Source organism: Kribbella sp. NBC_01505 (genome assembly GCF_045040285.1).
In the GTDB taxonomy this organism is placed as follows: domain Bacteria; phylum Actinomycetota; class Actinomycetes; order Propionibacteriales; family Kribbellaceae; genus Kribbella.
Window position 1 is genome coordinate 1,095,729 of sequence record NZ_CP109425.1, and the last position, 17,393, is coordinate 1,113,121.

The 17,393-nt window shown below is 68.1% G+C and carries 18 protein-coding genes; 6 read left to right on the plus strand and 12 right to left on the minus strand.

Annotated elements, in window-relative coordinates; translation table 11 throughout:
- Nucleotides 1-32 precede the first annotated feature (32 nt).
- Complete coding sequence (locus OG474_RS04880) at nt 33-761, plus strand: polysaccharide deacetylase family protein (protein WP_405060979.1); 729 nt, start codon at nt 33-35, stop codon at nt 759-761.
- Here OG474_RS04880 and OG474_RS04885 read toward each other — a convergent pair.
- From OG474_RS04885 to rpe, 3 genes are all read right to left on the minus strand, one after another.
- Nucleotides 734-2,713, minus strand: coding sequence for a prolyl oligopeptidase family protein (locus OG474_RS04885; RefSeq protein WP_405060980.1), 1,980 nt, complete (start codon nt 2,711-2,713; stop codon nt 734-736). The two genes, OG474_RS04880 and OG474_RS04885, sit on opposite strands and share 28 nt — an antisense overlap.
- A gap of 70 nt (nt 2,714-2,783) precedes the next feature.
- Nucleotides 2,784-3,575 carry an HAD-IIA family hydrolase gene (locus OG474_RS04890; protein WP_405060981.1) on the minus strand — a complete coding sequence of 264 codons (792 nt, stop codon included), beginning with the start codon at nt 3,573-3,575 and terminating at the stop codon, nt 2,784-2,786.
- Entirely contained in the window at nt 3,572-4,234 is a 663-nt protein-coding gene (gene rpe, locus OG474_RS04895) for a ribulose-phosphate 3-epimerase (RefSeq protein WP_405060982.1), read from the minus strand. The genes OG474_RS04890 and rpe overlap by 4 nt, the downstream gene beginning before the upstream one ends.
- Nucleotides 4,235-4,313: 79 nt before the next feature.
- Here rpe and OG474_RS04900 point away from each other — a divergent pair, with 79 nt between their 5' ends.
- A complete protein-coding gene (locus OG474_RS04900; protein WP_405060983.1) occupies nt 4,314-5,072 on the plus strand; it encodes a class I SAM-dependent methyltransferase in 759 nt (252 codons plus the stop codon).
- On the opposite strand, the gene OG474_RS04905 is transcribed toward OG474_RS04900, so the two are convergent.
- The 6 genes from OG474_RS04905 to OG474_RS04930 form a co-directional block, all read right to left on the minus strand.
- Nucleotides 4,997-5,713 carry a cobalt-precorrin-6A reductase gene (locus OG474_RS04905; RefSeq protein WP_405060984.1) on the minus strand — a complete coding sequence of 239 codons (717 nt, stop codon included), beginning with the start codon at nt 5,711-5,713 and terminating at the stop codon, nt 4,997-4,999. The two genes, OG474_RS04900 and OG474_RS04905, sit on opposite strands and share 76 nt — an antisense overlap.
- Entirely contained in the window at nt 5,710-6,450 is a 741-nt protein-coding gene (gene cobM / locus OG474_RS04910) for a precorrin-4 C(11)-methyltransferase (protein WP_405060985.1), read from the minus strand. The genes OG474_RS04905 and cobM overlap by 4 nt, the downstream gene beginning before the upstream one ends.
- The gene (cbiE, locus tag OG474_RS04915) at nt 6,447-7,637 is read right to left on the minus strand and encodes a precorrin-6y C5,15-methyltransferase (decarboxylating) subunit CbiE (protein ID WP_405060986.1); all 1,191 of its coding nucleotides are present in this window, start codon (nt 7,635-7,637) and stop codon (nt 6,447-6,449) included. Before cbiE ends, cobM begins: the two co-directional genes overlap by 4 nt.
- Nucleotides 7,627-8,010, minus strand: a complete 384-nt coding sequence (locus tag OG474_RS04920) for a TIGR03618 family F420-dependent PPOX class oxidoreductase (protein WP_405060987.1) — start codon at nt 8,008-8,010, stop codon at nt 7,627-7,629. Before OG474_RS04920 ends, cbiE begins: the two co-directional genes overlap by 11 nt.
- 87 nt (nt 8,011-8,097) lie before the next feature.
- Nucleotides 8,098-9,696, minus strand: a complete 1,599-nt coding sequence (locus tag OG474_RS04925; protein ID WP_405060988.1) for an ABC transporter permease — start codon at nt 9,694-9,696, stop codon at nt 8,098-8,100.
- Nucleotides 9,693-10,592, minus strand: a complete 900-nt coding sequence (locus tag OG474_RS04930) for an ATP-binding cassette domain-containing protein (RefSeq protein WP_405060989.1) — start codon at nt 10,590-10,592, stop codon at nt 9,693-9,695. Before OG474_RS04930 ends, OG474_RS04925 begins: the two co-directional genes overlap by 4 nt.
- A 74-nt stretch (nt 10,593-10,666) precedes the next feature.
- On the opposite strand from OG474_RS04930, the gene OG474_RS04935 reads away from it, so the two are divergent.
- Nucleotides 10,667-11,170, plus strand: a complete 504-nt coding sequence (locus OG474_RS04935; RefSeq protein WP_405060990.1) for a GbsR/MarR family transcriptional regulator — start codon at nt 10,667-10,669, stop codon at nt 11,168-11,170.
- A 137-nt stretch (nt 11,171-11,307) separates the two neighbouring features.
- The gene (locus OG474_RS04940) at nt 11,308-12,270 is read left to right on the plus strand and encodes a hypothetical protein (RefSeq protein ID WP_405060991.1); all 963 of its coding nucleotides are present in this window, start codon (nt 11,308-11,310) and stop codon (nt 12,268-12,270) included.
- A 70-nt stretch (nt 12,271-12,340) separates the two neighbouring features.
- On the opposite strand, the gene OG474_RS04945 is transcribed toward OG474_RS04940, so the two are convergent.
- Both OG474_RS04945 and OG474_RS04950 read right to left on the minus strand, forming a co-directional pair.
- Nucleotides 12,341-14,209 (minus strand): alpha/beta fold hydrolase, encoded by a 1,869-nt coding sequence (locus OG474_RS04945; protein ID WP_405060992.1) that lies wholly within the window; start codon nt 14,207-14,209, stop codon nt 12,341-12,343.
- Between the two features lie 98 nt (nt 14,210-14,307).
- Complete coding sequence (locus OG474_RS04950) at nt 14,308-14,952, minus strand: NBR1-Ig-like domain-containing protein (RefSeq protein ID WP_405060993.1); 645 nt, start codon at nt 14,950-14,952, stop codon at nt 14,308-14,310.
- A 204-nt stretch (nt 14,953-15,156) separates the two neighbouring features.
- Here OG474_RS04950 and OG474_RS04955 point away from each other — a divergent pair, with 204 nt between their 5' ends.
- The gene (locus OG474_RS04955; RefSeq protein ID WP_405060994.1) at nt 15,157-15,645 is read left to right on the plus strand and encodes a CHAP domain-containing protein; all 489 of its coding nucleotides are present in this window, start codon (nt 15,157-15,159) and stop codon (nt 15,643-15,645) included.
- A gap of 123 nt (nt 15,646-15,768) precedes the next feature.
- Nucleotides 15,769-16,464 carry a CHAP domain-containing protein gene (locus OG474_RS04960; RefSeq protein ID WP_405060995.1) on the plus strand — a complete coding sequence of 232 codons (696 nt, stop codon included), beginning with the start codon at nt 15,769-15,771 and terminating at the stop codon, nt 16,462-16,464.
- Between the two features lie 215 nt (nt 16,465-16,679).
- Here OG474_RS04960 and OG474_RS04965 read toward each other — a convergent pair whose 3' ends face one another.
- Nucleotides 16,680-17,393, minus strand: a complete 714-nt coding sequence (locus OG474_RS04965) for an alpha/beta fold hydrolase (protein ID WP_405060996.1) — start codon at nt 17,391-17,393, stop codon at nt 16,680-16,682.

The window sequence follows — 17,393 nt, forward strand, 5'->3', positions numbered from 1 at the left end:
GTGGAGTGAGGCCCACCCGCCCAGGGGGACGCATGGAGACACGACTGACGCGGACCGGTCAGCGGTTGACCGGGCTGGCGATGCTCGTCGCCGTCAGTGCGGTGATCGGGACGATCGTGGTGGCCGCCGCGCGCCCGCATGCGCAGCCACCTCCGGTGCAACCGCCTGCCGCGGCTGCGCCGGTGACGACGCCGCTGCCCACGAAGTACGTCGTACTGACCTTCGACGACGGGCCGGATCCGGCGTACACGCCGAAGGTGCTCGAGGTGCTGGCGAAGTACGACGTGAAGGCGACGTTCTTCGAGGTCGGGAAGAACGTGGCGAAGCACCCGGAGCTGACCAAGGCGATCCACTCGGCCGGGCACAGCATCCAGAACCACACCTGGGCGCACGCCGACCTGCGGCACCAGACCGCGGCCGGATTCCAGAAGCAGGTCGGCGACACCGATCAGGCGATCCGATCAGCGGCTGGGATTACCCCGACCTGCCTGCGGCCGCCGTACGGCGGAGTCAGCGCGACCGTCCGCCAGCGAGCGAAGGCACTCGGCAAGGACCTGGTCCTGTGGACGATCGACTCGCGCGACTGGTCCAAGCCCGGGACGCCGGAGATCGAGAAGCGGGTACTCGGTGCCGTGAAGAGCGGCTCGGTGATCCTCATGCACGACGGCGGCGGGAACCGCAGTCAGACCATCGCCGCCCTCCCCAGCATCCTGGAGAAGCTCAAAGCCCAGGGCTACGGCTTCCGCACGCTCTCCTGCTGAGTCGTCAGGCCAGTACGGTCGGCCGCGAACGCCAGAAGGTCGGTCCACTCGGCGGCGATCGCCCCAGCGGGTCGCCCGGGTCCATGACCCGTCTTGGTCTCGACCCGCAGCAGGATCGCCTCGTCTCCGGCCTGCGCATGTTGCAACGCCGCGGCGAACTTGTAGCTGTGCAGTGGTACGACGACCTCGTCGTGGTCGCTGGTCATGACCAGCACCGCCGGGTACGTCGTACCGGGCTTGACGTTGTGCAGTGGCGACCAGGCGAGCAGATCGGCGAACTGTGCGGGGTCCTCGGGCAGCCCGATCTCCGGGGCCCAGGCCCGTCCGATCGTGAAGAGATGGAAGCGCAGCATGTCCAGCACTCCGGCGGTCGGTACCGCCGCGGCGAACAGGTCCGGCCGCTGGGTGAGGACGGCACCGACGAGCATGCCGCCGCCGCTGTGCCCGTTGATCACCAACTGCTCCCGCGTGGTGATGCCGGTCTGCTGCAGATGCTCGGCGACGGCGATGAAGTCGTCGTAGGTGTTCTGCTTGCGGCTCAACCTGCCGGCGTCGTGCCAATCGGCTCCGAACTCCCCACCGCCGCGAAGGTTGGCGATGCCCAGTACGCCGCCCGCCTCCAGCCACGCTTCCCGGCCCGGGCGGTGGTCGGCCAGTTGCGGTGACCGGAAGCCGCCGTACCCGTAGAGCATGGTCGGTCTCGGCCGCAGGTGATCCAGGTCGGCGCGGCTGATCAGGAAGTACGGCACACCGCGATCCGGTTCGATCCGGCGGAGTACTCGATGGGGTCGGGTGTCGCCACCCTTGAGCAGGGTCGTCCGGGCGGTCGCGGCGTCGAGCAGGGTCAGCTGGTTCGGCGTCGAGGTCGTGGAGAGGCCGATGATGATCTCGTCGGCGGCTTCGTGAGCGGCGATGCCCACGACCGCGCCACCCTGGAGGTCGACGGGTGTTGTCCTGCCGTCGAGGCCGACTAGCTGAAAGTGCGGTTGTGCGTCCCGCAGAACGACGGTGAGAAGCCCATCGCCCGCAGGGTGGACCGCGGTGAGGGTGTCGGCGGTCTCGGGGACGAGGTCGACGAAGGTGGGATCGTCGACGGTGCAGGTCACCACTCGGCCGCGGGGCGCCTCGAGATCCGTCCAGAGCACCAACCGCTCGCCGGCCACCCGGACCAAGCAGGTCGCGGCCACCGGCTCGTCGATCAGCTTGATCGGACCGGTCAAGTCTGGCAGCTCATACAACCAGAGTCTGGTCCGCTGGTCGGTCCCCTCGTTCAGCTGGACCGCCAGGTACCCGGCCGACACCCTGGTCTCGCTCACGCTGCCCGGCGGCAGATCGAGCACCACGCGGTCGAGCGACTGCACGTCACCGAGCTGGTGCACCTTGAGCTGGCCACCGATCGCGCCGCTGTCCGCCGGTGCATGGACATAGACGAACGAGCGGGAGTCCGGCAGCCAAGTGGCCCGGCAGTACTTGCCGTCCTCGAGGAGATCGTCCAACCGCAGTCCGGTGTCGAGATCCGCGACCCCGAAGCTGAGTCGCGGATTGCCCTCGGAGCGCGTGGCATAGGCGACGTACCGGCCGTCGGGGCTGACGCTGAAGCTGTCGATCGCGGTCGTGTCATCGGTGAACTCGACGAGGACCTGCGGTTCGGCGTCGAGGTCGACCGCCACGCACAGGACGTTCTGCGGCCGGCTGCCGTCGTTGTACTCGAGGACGTAGCGGCCGGAGCTGAAGACGGGTACGCCGGTCCGCGGCCGGGCGAGGATGTCGCGCAGCCGGTCCGCGAAGTACGAGCGTCCAGGAAGGTCTGCGAGATACCGTTCGGTGGCTGCGTTCTGCTGGTCGATCCAGTCGCCGGGTTCGTCCTCGAGCCACCGGTACGGGTCTGCGATCGACCGACCGTGCAGCACCTCGACGACATCGTCACGCCGGCTGTGCGGCACATCCCTCATGGCGACCGACGGTAGCCGCTCGTCATCGCGACCGGAGCCGATTCGCCTGTCAGCAGACGGCGGGGTCAGCTCAGCTCAGTGACGCGATCAGCGGGACGACGTCGGCGATGGACTCGACGATTCGGGTCGGGCGGTACGGGAAGCGGTCGACCTCGTGTTCGCCGGTCGAGCCGGACAGGACGAGCACGCTGCGCAGGCCGGCCTCGAGGCCGCTGATGATGTCGGTGTCCATCCGGTCGCCGATCATCACCGCCGTCTCGGAGTGCGCTTCGATCCGGTTCAGGGCGCTGCGCATCATCAGCGGGTTCGGCTTGCCGACGAAGTACGGCGCGACGCCGGTCGCGCGGGTGATGAGCGCCGCCACCGAGCCGGTCGCCGGGAGCGGTCCCTCCTGCGACGGGCCGGTCGGATCTGGGTTCGTGGCCAGGAACCGCGCACCGTCGGCGATCAGGCGGATCGCCCGGGTGATCGCCTCGAACGAATACGTGCGAGTCTCCCCCAGTACGACGTAGTCCGGCGCGCGCTCGGTCAGCACGTACCCGATCTCGTGCAGGGCCGTGGTCAGACCCGCCTCACCGATCACGTACGCCGTACCGCCGGGGCGCTGGTCGTCCAGGAACTGTGCCGTGGCCAGTGCGCTGGTCCAGATCGCGTCCTCGGGGATATCGATGCCCGCGGCAAGCAATCGGGCGCGGAGATCGCGCGGCGTGAAGATGGAGTTGTTGGTCAGCACCAGGAACTTCTTGCCCGACTTCTGCAAGGTCGCGATGAACTCGGCCGCGCCCGGGATCGCGCGCTCCTCGTGCACCAGCACGCCGTCCATGTCGGTCAGCCAGCTCTCGACCGGCTTGTGCTCACTCATCGTGCTGCTCCTTCGGCGAGACCACGAAGCTTCTCGACCATCGCGTTCGGATCGTCCGCGGCGTACACCGCCGAGCCTGCCACGAACACGTCGGCGCCGGCCTCCGCGCACCGCTCGATCGTCTCGGCCGACACCCCGCCGTCGATCTCGATCCACAGGTCCAGGCCGTGCTTGACCAGCAGTTCCTTCGTCCGGCGGATCTTCGGCACGCACACGTCGAGGAACTTCTGCCCGCCGAACCCGGGCTCCACGGTCATGATCAGGATCATGTCCAGCTCGGACAGCATGTCCTCGTAGGGCTCGATCGGCGTCGCCGGCTTCAGCGCCATCGCCGCCCGCGCCCCCTTGGCCCGGATCTCCCGCGCCGTCCGGATCGGCGCGCGGCACGCCTCCGCGTGGAACGTCACACTCGACGCCCCGGCCTCGACGTACCCGGGTGCCCACCGATCGGGGTCCTCGATCATCAGGTGCAGATCCAGCGGCGTGTCCGTCGCCTTCGCGAGCGACTCCACGATCGGCAGCCCCAGCGTCAGGTTCGGCACGAAGTGGTTGTCCATCACATCGATATGCAGCCAGTCGGCGTTCGACACGGCCGCCGCTTCGTCGGCCAGCCGCGCGAAATCCGCGGCCAGAATGCTCGGCGCGATCTGAATCCCCATGGCGCCAATCTATCCCCACCGCCACCGTCTGCCGGTAGCAGACCTGGAACGTCGGCCCCGGGTCTGCCGTTGAGCGAATATGGTCAACCTCACCAGTGCCTATGAAGTGCTCGCAGACGCCTACAACGGCGGCGCCGACCCCGATGGCGCCGGCTTGAACGATCCGACCTTCGACGCGTTGGTCGGCGACCTGCACGGTCTGCGCGTGGCCTCGGTCGCCTGCGGTCAGGGTCGCGACACCCGCCGGCTGGCCGACCTCGGCGCCGAGGTCGTCGGCATCGACGCCTCGGAGTCGTTGCTGGCGCACGCCCGCAGCTTCGAGCAGGAGACACCACGCGGGATCGAGTACCTCCACGACGACGCCCAGACGCTCGGCCGAATCCCCGACGCGTCGTTCGACGCGGCCGTGTGCCACATGGCCCTGATGGACATCCCCGAGCTCGAGCCGACGGTGCGGGCGATCGCACGGATCCTCAAGCCTGGCGGGTGGTTCGTCGCGTCGATCGTGCATCCCTGTTACAAGACACCGGCCGACGGCGAGTTGATCGACCACGTCGACGGCTCGACGCGACGCATCGTCGGTCGCTACTTCGACGAGGGTCCCTTCAACAGCGTCACGCGGTTGGAGATCCTGCCGCGGGTCGCCTACCACCGGATGCTGTCGACGTACGTGAACACGTTCGCGGCGGCTGGACTGCCCATCCTTCGGATGGAGGAGCCGGTCGGCGAACGCCCGGTCTGGCAGACCGTCCCGGGGCTGCTCTACTTCCGCAGCCAGCTGGCCGCGGCAGCCACGGTCTCCACCACCGGTACGCCGTTGGGCGCAGCTGGGCGCTGAATGAGGACTACCGGTAGGTGAAGCTCACGGGCAGCAGTGAGCTTGGCCTGCGTTTGCTGGCCACCACTGTCCTTCGTGACGACCACGTCGATGGCGTGCTGACGCAGGAGCGCGAGCTCGGCGTCAACGGCGTACGGGCCGCGGTCGAGCAGCAGAGTGCACCAGGTCGGTGGTGGCTCGGGTGGGTCGACGCAGCGCGCCAGCGTCCAGAGGCCGGTGCCGGCGAACGCATCGATGCCCTGGCGGCCGATGGTGAGAAACACTCGCTGGCCTAAGGTGGGGAGGAGAGTGGCAGCATCCGCCGCGCTGTTCACCCAGTGCCAGTCGTCTCCTGGTCCTGCACCCCACCCAGGCCGACGCAGAACCAGCAGCGGTACGCCGGCCGCGCGGGCTGCTGCCACCGCGTGCTCGGTCATCGTTGCGGCGAACGGGTGGGTCGCATCGACCACCGCATCGACTGCGTTGTCGCGCAGCCAGTCGGTCAGACCAGCCACGCCGCCGAAGCCGCCGACCCGGACCGCACCGTCCGGTAACCGCAGGTCCTTGGTGCGGCCCGCCAGCGACGACACCACGTCGATGTCGGTCAGCTGCGCCGCCAGCTCCCGGGCTTCGCCCGTACCGCCGAGCAGGAGGACCTTCATCGCGCACGCGTCGTCGAATACAGATGGCTGTCGCGGAACTCGGTTGCCGCCAGCACCTTCCCGACCACGATGACAGCCGTACGGCGAATGCCCGCCGCCTGCACCTGCTGCGCGATATCGGCCAGTGTCCCCCGCAGCACCTCCTCGTCGTCCCGTGACGCGCGTGCCACCACTGCGACCGGGCAGTCCGCGCCGTAGCTCGGCAGAAGCTCGTCGACCACGCGGTCGATCTGCTGCACGGCCAGATGCAGCACCAGCGTTGCCTGGCTCGCGCCTAGCGTCGCTAGGTCTTCACCTGTCGGCATTGCCGATGCTCGGCCGCCGATCCGGGTCAGGATGACGGTCTGACCGACCTCTGGCACGGTCAGCTCCCGGTTGAGGGTCGCTGCGGCCGCTGCGTACGCCGGTACGCCGGGTGTGACGTCGTACGGGATGTTGAGCGCGTCGAGCCGGCGCATCTGCTCAGCCATCGCGCTGAACACCGAGGGGTCCCCGGAGTGCAGTCTCGCCACGTCGAGTCCGTTGCTGTGCGCGGCCGCGAGCTCCGCGATGATCTGGTCCAGGTCGAGGTTGGCGGTGTCTACCTTGTGCGCCCCGACCGGGCAGTGCTCTAGGAGCTCGACCGGTACCAGCGCTCCGGCGTACAGGCAGACCGGTGCCGCGGCAATCAGGTCCCGCCCGCGCACCGTGATCAGGTCTGCAGCGCCCGGTCCGGCTCCGATGAAGTGCACAGTCACTTCGTCACACTCCAAATCGTCACCGGCATCGCAGGACGCCAGCCAGTCATCCCACCGACCGGCGAGGCCCTCTGCACATCCAGCCGGACCAGATCGCCACCCAGCTCCTGGTACCACCGCGCAATCAGCACCTCTGTCTCCAGAGTCACCCCGTTGACCACCAGTCGCCCACCCGGCCGCACTGCGTCCCAGCAGGCCTCGATCATCCCGGGGGCGGTCGCACCACCGCCCACGAACACCGCATCCGGTTGCTCGAGCTCACCGAGCATCGCCGGGGCCGCTCCGTGCACCACAGCCACGTTGCCCCCGAGCGCCGCGACGTTCCGCTCCAAGCGCCGTACCCGCTCCTCGTCACGCTCGACCGCGATCGCACGGCAGGTCGGGTGATGCCGCGCCCACTCGATCGCGATGCTGCCCGCTCCCCCGCCCACATCCCACAGCAGCTGCCCCGGCACCGGTGCGAGCCGGGACAGCGTCACCGCACGCACCTCACGCTTCGTCAGCTGGCCATCACTCTCGTACGCCGAGTCCGGCAGCCCTGGAGCCGTCGACAGCACCGGTCCGTCTGCACACAGCACTCCGATCACGTTGAGCGGGTCAACCGCACCAGCCCAGTCAGCGGCCGTCGTACGGGTCACGCGCTCACTCGGTCCGCCCAACTGCTCCAGCACGGTGAACTCACTCGCCCCGTAGCCCCGGGCCACCAGCAGAGCGGCCACTTCACCCGGAGTCTGCGCGCCCCAGCTCAGCACAACCAGCCTGCGCCCCGGCTGCACCTGCGGATGCACCAGCTCAGTCGGATGCCCCACCAGGCTCACCACCTGCACCTGCTCCTGCGCCCACCCCAACCGAGCACACGCCAGCGAAACACTCGACGGATGCGGAATCACCCGTACGGCGCTTGCCCCCAGCAACCGTGTCAGCGTCGTACCGATCCCGTGGAACGTCGGATCCCCACTGGCGAGCACACACACCTTCTGGCCCCGATACTCGGCCAGCAACCCCGGCAACGCCTCCGACAACGGCGACGGCCAGGCCCGGCGCTCCGCCGTACCGGCTGGAACCATTCCGAGCTGCCGCGTACTCCCCAGCAGCACATCAGCCTTGGCGATCGCCTCCTGAGCAGCAGGCGAGAGTCCAGCCCAGCCATCGGCCCCGATGCCGACGACAACAACCTCAGCCACCATTGCCGAGCACCTTCGTCACAGTGATCTCGATGACGACCCGCTGCGGATTCACCCGCGGTTCCTTGTACCGCCGCGCATACCGCCGCTCCGCGTCCCGCACCTGCTCCGGCTCGTCCACCACCACCGCACGCCCCTCCAGCGTGCTCCACCGCCGCCCATCCACCTGCGTAACCGCCACCGCAGCCTCCCCCAGCCGCCGTACCAGTCGAGCCTTGTACGAAGACCCCGAGCAGATCACCCGAGCCACGCCCGCCCCGGCATCCACCGTCACCCCCACCGGCGTCACATGCACGGACCCGTCTCCCCGCACAGTGCTCAGCACCCCCAGATGCCGCTCACTCCAGAACTCCACCAACCGCTCGCTCCACAACACCCACCGATCGTAAACAGCAAGGCCCGCCCAGTCGGTGACCGGGCGGGCCTTGCGGCGCTGGACCCCTCAGACCAGCGCCGTTCGGTGTCAGCCGATGTCGCGGTGGCGGAAGGCGGTTAGGCCTAGGGCTAGGAGGGCTGCGGCTATGGCGGTCAGGGAGAGGACGGGGAGGGTGGTGAAGGTGCCGCCGGGGAGGCGGGGGGTGTGGCCGTAGGGGCTCAGGTTGATGACTGAGCGGGGGAGGTTGAAGAGGGCGCCGAACTGGCCTAGGAGGAGGAAGAGGCCGTAGAGGGCCCAGGCGGCGGTGATGAGTTTGGGGGCCAGGCCGAAGAGGGCTACTACCAGGGCGGTGACCAGCCAGATGGCTGGGAGCTGGACGGCGGCTGCGGCGAGCATGCGGGGGACTTGGCGGCCTACGTTGCCCAGGGAGGCGCCGCTGGAGAGGCCGGAGCCGAGGCCGGCGATCATGATGAGGGCGCCGGTGCCCAGGAGGGCCATGAGGACGTGGCTGGCCAGCCAGCGGGTTCGGGTGACGCCGGTGGCCAGGAGGGGTTCGGCGCGGAGGGCTGTCTCTTCGGAGCGCAGGCGGAGGGCGGCTTGGATGCCGTACGCCGAGGCCAGCAGCCCGACCATGCCCATCTCAGTGGAGAGGAACGCGTCGGTGATCGCCTGGACGCCGCCGAGCTTCTGCACCATTTCGCGCGCACTGTCGCTGGTGACGAAGCCGTCGACGTTGCTGGCGATGTTGCCGACCAGGAGGCCGAGGAGAAGGAACGCGAAACCCCAGCCGTACAAGGAGCCTCGGTGCAGTCGCCAGGCCAGGGCCAGTGGTGAGCGTAGGGACGGTGCGGCGACCGCCGGGCCTGGGCGTGGGCGGACGAGGCCGGCACCGACGTCGCGCCGGCGGATGAGGGCCAGCGCTCCGGCGACCAGTGCGGCCAACAACACCAGTGGCAGGAGTACGACGACGTACCGGTCGCCTGCGAAGGCGCGGATCTGCTGGGACCAGCCGATGGGCGACAGCCAGGACACCCACTCGGACTTGCCGTCGGCCGAGGAGTCACCGATCGCGCGCAGTACGTAGGAGACGCCGAGGGCGATGGCGGTGAAGCCGTTGGCGGTCCGGGCGCCTTCGGTCAGCTGGGCGACCAGTGCGCCGATACCCGCGAAGGACAACCCCGCCGATGTCCACACGAGTCCGAAGGCGAATGAGCCGGCCACTGGCAGACCGAGGCCGATGAGGGCCAGTGCGGTCAGCAAACCCAGCACCACAACGGTTCCGATCGATACGAGCAGTGCCGCGGCCAGAGCGGCGTACCGGCCGAGGACTCCGGCGCTGAGCAGCTCCAGACGACCGGACTCCTCTTCTGCGCGTGTATGGCGGACTACGAGGATCGACGCGAGCAGCCCGACCAGTACGGCGCCGAACGCGGTCAGCTTGAACAGCGAGAGCTCCCCGAGCGAGGTCTCGTCGAAAATGCGACCGTAGAGCGACACCAGGGCCGGGGACGCGTTCGTCGTCCGGGCGGCTTCTACGCGGGATGGGAGATCGGTGTAGAGGTCCATCGTGGCCTGGGCCGAGCCTGCGGCCATCACGACGAACACCGCGATCCAGGTCGGGATCAGCACCCGGTCACGCCGCAGCGCGAGCCGGACCAGGGTCCCAGTACCTACGAAGTCCTTCATGAGACGGCCGCCGAGTCGTCCTCGTAGTGACGCAGGAACAGCTCCTCCAGGGTCGGCGGCTGCGCGACCAGGCTCTTGATACCGCTTGCGGCGAGCTCCCGCATCACTGCGTCGAGCTGGGCGGTGTCGACCTCGCAGTGGACCCGGTTGCCCTCGACATCGAGTGAATGCACGCCAGGCAACGCGGACAGTCCTTGCGGGGCAGCGGACAGCTCCGCCTGGATCGACGTACGGGTCAGGTGCCGCAGGTCGGCCAGAGTGCCGGTCTCGACCACCTTGCCGCGCCGGATGATGCTGATCCGGTCACACAGCGCCTCGACCTCGGAGAGGATGTGGCTGGACAGCAGGACGGTACGGTCGCGCTGCCGCTCCTCCTCGATGCACTGCCGGAACACCTCCTCCATCAGCGGGTCCAGTCCGGACGTCGGCTCATCCAGAATGAGCAGCTCGACGTCAGAGGCGAGTGCCGCGACCAGTGCGACCTTCTGACGGTTGCCCTTGGAGTACGTACGGCCCTTCTTGGTCGGGTCCAGGTCGAAGCGGCGCAGCAGGTCGTCGCGTTTCTTCGGATCCAGCCCGCCGCGGAGCCGGCCGAGCAGATCGATCACTTCACCGCCGGTCAGGTTCGGCCAGAGGTTGACGTCACCGGGGACGTAGGCCAGCCGGCGGTGCAGCTGGGCCGCGTCGTGCCACGGGTCGCCGCCGAGCAGCGACACGTCGCCCTCGTCACCGCGGAGCAGTCCGAGCAGGACCCGGATGGTGGTGGACTTCCCGGCGCCGTTCGGGCCCAGGAATCCGTGCACCTCGCCGGTGGCGACCTCGAGGTCGAGACCGTCGAGGGCGTGCGTCGCGCCGTACGACTTGTGTAGTCCGGAGACCACGATGGCTGCTGTCATGATTCATAACGTACACTTCATTCAGAAGTTTGTGAATCTTCCAAACAAGAGCGTCGGGAAGGGATGATGGGCCGGTGAGTGCACAACGCGATGACGAGGCCGTCCGCCGGTACGCCGAGCAGTTCGGGAACCTGCTGGCCGACACCGGCTGGCCGCGGATGGCCGGCCGATGCTTCTCCGCGATCCTGGCCAGCGAGGACGGCCGGCTGACCGCGGCCGAGCTCGCCGAGCAGCTCCAAGCCAGCCCCGCCGCCGTCTCCGGCGCGGTCAACTACCTGCTCCAGCTCCGCCTGGCCACCCGCGAACGCGAGCCCGGCAGCCGCCGCGACGTGTACGTCGTCCAGGACGACTCCTGGTACCAGACCATGATGACCGAGGACGCGTCCCTGCTCCGCTGGTCCGCCTCCCTCCACAAGGTCCTCGATGCCGCCGGCGAAGGCACCCCCGCCCACCGCCGCATCCGCGTCTCCCTGGCCTTCATCGACTTCATCAGCGGCGAAGTCAAAGGCCTCAGCGAACGCTGGGTAGCCCACAAAGCCAAACTGGACGCCGAAATCGACGCGGACTACACCGCCTGACCCGCGCCACCACTGATGGCCGGAGACAGGAAACGATTGCGGGAGACCTGATGCAATAGGTCTCCGGCCCTCACTGCCTGTCTCCGGGTTATCCACAGACCGCCAAATAGGGCGGCGGCAGCGCACCAAGGACGGGCATGTTCAGAGTCATGAACAACATGCTCAGGAGAATATGCACAGCACGGGGTGGTTGGTTCTCCCGGCAGGATGCACTCACGGCCGGGTACAGCCCGAGCGAGCTGCAGCTGCGCGTTCGGCGAAAGCGCTGGCTGCGGCTGTCGCGCGATGTGTACGTCGAGCCCGCGGATTGGCCGACCGACGAGACGCCCTGGGACCGGGCCCGGCGGACACACCTGCTGGCGATCCGCGCGGTGACAGCGCGACTCGGCCCGGACGTCGTCGTCAGCCATCAGTCGGCCGCCGTACTGCACGGGCTACCGCTGTGGGGACTCGACCTGTCCAGAGTGCATGTCACCCGGACATCGAGGCGCACACGATCCGAGCACACCGTCATCGTTCACCGATCGGCGCTTGAAGACGAGGAGACCGTCGTGATCGACGGCGTACGCGCCACGACCGTCGCGCGCGCGGTGGCCGAGACCGCGGCAGCGTCGTCGTACGAGGTTGGCGTCGTCCTCGGCGACGCAGCATTGCACCAGCGCCTGGTGTCCGCCGACGACCTCATCGCGACCGCAGATCGGTTTCCGCAGTGGGCCGGCTCGCCGGCCGCCCGTGCTGCCGCGCGGTTCGCCGATGGTCTCAGCGAGTCGGTCGGCGAGTCCCGCCTGCGCGTGCTGATAGTGAACGCAGGCATGCCGAAGCCGAGGCTCCAGGTGGTGATCCTGGACGAGAACGGCATCGTCGTCGCTCGAGTCGACATCTTCGTCGGCGAAGAACTCGCCGTCGAGTTCGACGGCGAGCACAAGTACGGCGGCAGCCCCGATGCCGTGCTCGCGGAGAAGTGGCGCGAGGACCGCATCCGCGCTCGCGGATTCGGGGTCGCCCGGGTCGGCTGGTCTGATTTGGATGAGCCGACCCGCACTGCGAACCGCCTCTGGTCTGCCCTCGGTAGCGGCCGGAGACGTGCAACGAGCGCGTGAGACCTGTTGCCACAGGTCTCACGCGACCACATCATGTCTCCGGCCACCAGTGGTGGCCGGAGACCTTCAGTTATCGGAGGGTGCCGGCGGCGATTGTGTCCAGGGCTTGTTGGAGGAGGGGGTTCACCTGGTGCGAGCCGGACTTGGAGCGGGGTAGGTGTACGGCGTTGCCGTTCACTGGGCCGTTGACGGGGTAGACGGAGAGTTCGGCGGGTAGTGGGGTGGTGCCGCAGACCTTGTCGCGGGCGGGGAGTTCGCCGGTGAAGACGAAGGTGTCGCCGATGGCTTCGGCGCAGGAGGAGGCGGAGCCTACGTACTGGCCGTGCTGGCCCTCGTCGTCGATGGCGACGAAGCGGGTGGCCTTGGCGGTGTCCTGGTGGGTGCGCAGGGAGCCCTCGTACGCCGTCGCCGGGTCGAGCTCGCCCTGGATGATCAGGAGTCGCGGGGAGCCGGTCAGGTCCAGCTTGCGGTCCTGCGGCTTGTACTTCCAGAAGGCGCACATCGGTACGCCGTTCATGTAGCCGAAGAAGTTGTACTTCTTGGCCATCTTGTCGGCCTCGGCGGTGTAGAAGCGCGGGTCCTTGTTCCAGGCGGTGTCGTTGCAGCGGACCGTGGTGCCGACGGCACCGAGGTTCACCACCGCGTCGCTGGCGGGAGCCTTGACAGCGGCCGCGCGAGCGTCGGCCAGGATCGAGCGGGCCGAGTCCGTGCTGACCGCGGCGGCCGCGGCGGACGTTGCGGCCGGAGTCACGCCGTACCGGGCGCGCATGGCGGCGAGGGTGTCGAAGGCCTGCAACTCAGGCGCGATCCGGGCCCACGCCTTGTCCACGTGCCGCAGCTCGATCTGGCCGGACGCCGACGGGTCCTTCGTGTACTCGTCGAACACGAGGATGTCGACAGTGCCCCGGATGAACCGGACGTTGCCGTAGATGACGCTGTAGATGGTGCCGTCCAGATCGTCACCACGCACGGTCGACGTACCGGCCTTGACCAGCTTCACCAGCTTGGCGCGGATCTTGTCGTACGACGCGGTGACCGCGCGCGGGGTTGATCCGAGCCCCTGGATCTGGTCGGCGTGCCGGGCGATCCACGGGAACAGCTGGGTGTCGCGGCGGCGCTGACCGGAGAACGGGTCGAAGTTCACGTTGTCCCACTGGGTGTGGGTCCAGTCCATGTTCGAGTCGATCACGAACCGGCCGACGCGCTGCGGGTAGGTGTCGGCGTACCAGCCACCGAGCCAGGTGCCGTAGCTGTACCCGATGAAGTTCAGCTGCCGGGCCTTGAACAGCGCGCGCAGGAAGTCCATGTCGTACACGGTCTGCTGGCTGCTGACGAACTGGCCGAACTCCGTCGCGGAGCACGCCTCGGCGTACAGCGCAGCCTCGGCCGCCTCGACCTTGTGCGTCTGCCGCGTGCGCTCCTTGTAGTCCGGAGTCGTCGGCAACGCGGCCAGCTTCTCGTTCGTGGTGAGGCACTGCAACGGTGTACTCGCTCCGAACCCCCGCGGGTCGAAGCCGAGCTGGTCGAAGTCGGTGAACAGCTGGGTCTTCTCTGCGGCCAGTGCGGCCGACAGACTGAGGCCCGCACCACCAGGGCCACCGGGGTTCGTGGTCATCAGACCCTTCGACTTACCGGTGGCCTTGCTGTAGGCAATAGCGACCTGTACGTCGGGATGCGCGTCAGGGTGCGCCCAGTCCATCGGGACGTTCACCTTGGCACAGTTGGTGGTCGGCGCCTGCGGGTACAAACGCTTGACCGCGGCATCGAACGAGCAGACCGACCAGGTGATCGGCTGGTCCAGGTAGCGCTGCGGGATGGACGGCACCGGCGGGTCCACTGGACCCCTGGCCGGGCGAGCCGCCGTGGCTGAGCTGACGGCCAGCTGTGGCACGAAAAGCGCCACTGCCAAGGCCATTGCGATCTTCTGCGGTTTACGCACTACGACTCCTGTGGTCCGGGCGGCGTTGCAGGAAAGGAGCAACGTATGCCGGACGCAGGTGCCATGACCAGGTACTAATGCCAGTACAAGGGCATTCCCTAGAGGTCGTACACGGTGAAGATCGTGCAGTACATCGGCGGAGACTCCAGACCGGGGTAGTACAAACGCCCGGCATCATCAGTAATTTTGAAGTACGCCGTGGACGCGCCGACCTGGGACGGGGCCTGCAACTGCATCGTCACGACGACCACCTCCCCCGGACCGGCATCCGGAACCCGCTCACGCACCGGAGACCGCAGCCAGCCCGGAGTGCCCGGAGCACCCTGCCGGGTGAGCCACCGGTCGAGCCATGGCCGCTCACCGCTGTTGCGGATCTGCCAGGTCTTCTCGAACGACTCCTCCCGGCGCACCTGGGTCCCGTCCGGCACCGTCTCCCCCACCAGCTCGGCCCGGTCCTCCGGATGGTGGTCAGCCGGCACGGACCCACCGAGTGACACCGGCTGGACGTGCCGCCGGATGTCCCGCTGCGACATGTCCCGGCCGGCCCGTACGGCGGCGTCCAGCTCCATCAGCTGGTTGACCAGAGCCTGCCCCGCGCCGAACGAGGCGTCGTACCACTCGATCAACTCACGGCTCGGTTTGGTGTGTCCGCGCTCCACCCGGGACAGATGCCCCTTGTCCCAGCCGGACATCCCGGCGGCACGGGTCAGCGGCACACCGGCGGCCTCCCGGAGCTCTCGCATCCGGCACCCGATCACAAAGCGAGCCTGCGCTGGCCTCACGACGCCACCCTGCCCTAGAGGTTAAAAACCTACTTACATCATAAGATGATGGTTTTCATTTTACGGTTGCCTACTGCGACAACACGGTCACGCCCTGATTCTCTTCGGGTAGCAGCGAATTCGCCAGCCACTTCGCCCCTCCCATCGCAGCGAAAGGCCATCATCATGAGATCTTTCCTCGTTCGCGCCGCTACCACGACCGCCACGGCCCTCCTCGGCGGCGCCATGCTGCTCGGCATCGGCCTGCCGGCCCACGCCGCGCCGGCGCCCGCACCGACCACGGCAGCGGTCGACACTGCCGCCACACCGCAGGCGCGAGCCGACAACGCCATCGCCTGGTTCTCGTCCCGCAACGGCTCGACGGCCTACCAGGGCTACTGCGAGAAGGCCGTCGAGAACTCCTACGGCCGGACCGGCATCTACGCGTCGGCCATCGCCAACTGGAACGACGCCGTACGGCGGGGTGCCGCACACCGCGGTGACCTGAACCCGCCGAAGGGCGCACTGGTCTTCTGGAACATCAGTAGCTACGGCCACGTCGGCCTGGCGACCGGTGACGGCAACTTCTGGGCCACCAGCGTGAACGGGCGGATCGGCAAGGCCCGACTGCCCTACTTCGCGAACTACCTGGGCTGGGCCCAGCCGAACTTCTAGGGCCGAACTTCTGAGCCGCGGACGGGTCGCTCGGGGAGCCGGGCGACCCGTTGCCCACTGCGACAACAGCGCCACCCTTTGATTCCCTGCGAGTGAAGCACTCTTCCAGAAGGGAACACCCTCATGCGGACCGCCCTAATCCGTACCGTCTCCCGCATCACGACCACCGCCCTCCTCGGCGGCGCCGCCATCACCGGCGTCGCAGTACTGCCCGCCCACGCAGCCACTGGCACTGTCGTCACCGACAGCGGCTCCGGCGTGACGATCCGATCCGGCAACGCCACCAACTTCGGCTCCGTCGGCACCCAGCCCAACGGCGCGGTCGAGATCGACTGCCAGATCTACGGCGAGCCTGTGACCGGCAAGTTCGGCCGCAGCCTGGTCTGGGACCACATCCCCGGCAAGGGCTTCATCTCCGACTCCTACGTCAACACCGGCAGCACCGGCCTGGTCGCACCGCTCTGCACGAGCAACCCGCGCGCCGACAACGCCATCGCCTGGTACGCCGCTCGCAACGGCTCGACCGCCTTCCAGGGGTACTGCGAGATGGCGGCGGAGAACTCGTACGGCAAGACCGGCATCTGGGCCTCGGCCAAAGCGGACTGGAACGACGCCGTCGCCCGTGGAGTCGCACACCGCGGCGACCTCAACCCACCGAAGGGCGCTCTGATCTTCTGGGACCTCGCAGCGCCGTACGGACACGTCGGCGTCGCCCGCGGCGACGGCTACTTCTGGGCCACCAGCGTGAACGGCAAGATCGGCCTGGCGAAGCTCCCCTACTTCAACAGCTACCTCGGCTGGGCCTGGCCCAACTTCTAGTGGTGTGTCGCATCTAAAACTTGAGTGCTGGCGGTGTCCAGGTGGGTGCATCGCAAGGCGGAGGGAAGGGCTCGATGTTTTTCCATCGTGCCCTTTCCTCCAACGCAGCGAGGTGCCCGCCTGGGCGCCGCCAGTGCCAAGTTTTAGATGCGACGCGCCACTAGGGCCTGACAGACCCCTTGGATGCGCGCACCGCCCCGCGCGCCTGCAAGGCGTTACTCCATCCGATCGAGCCAGTCGGCGACCAGTGCGTGGTAGAGCGCTGGTCGCCGTACTGGTAGGTCGTGGTCTTCCTGATCCAGTACGGCGTACGTCGCGGTCGGGTAATCGTCGAGCAGACCCCACGCATCGGCGTACCCGGTCATCGTGTCCTGCCGACCGGTCACGATCAGAGTCGGTCGCTCGAACCGCAGAGTCGGCTCCTCGTGCAACCCGTAGGTCCGCGGATCGGCCTGAATGCGTCCGAGGAACTCGAGATCAGCCGTCTGCTCAGCCGCGTCGTAGTAGTTGTCCTGCTTGGTCTGCCAGGCAGGCGTCCGCTGCAGATATTGATCGGTCGGCAGGGTGCGGAGAGTGCGGTCCACGACGACGGCCGGGACGCGGAGCATCAGGCCGAGCACCCGGTCCGGGTCGCGCTTGATCAGGCCGCGCGCATGCAAACCACCTGCTGAGGTGCCTGCGACGGCGTACTGATCACTTCCCAGCACCTCTGTGATGGTGTCCGCGATGGCGTCGAGCATTCCGTCCTGATCGGTGATGAACGGATCGCCGGGGCGGTTGTTGGTGCCGGGCGGGTCTACGTAGATGCGGCGCCAACCGGGGCGATCGGCGAAGACTGGTTCGTGAGCGGCCTGGGTCTCGCCGTTGTTGCCGCCCCAACCGGGGAGGAAGACGATCGGGCGACCGGTGCCGATGGATTCGTAGTACAC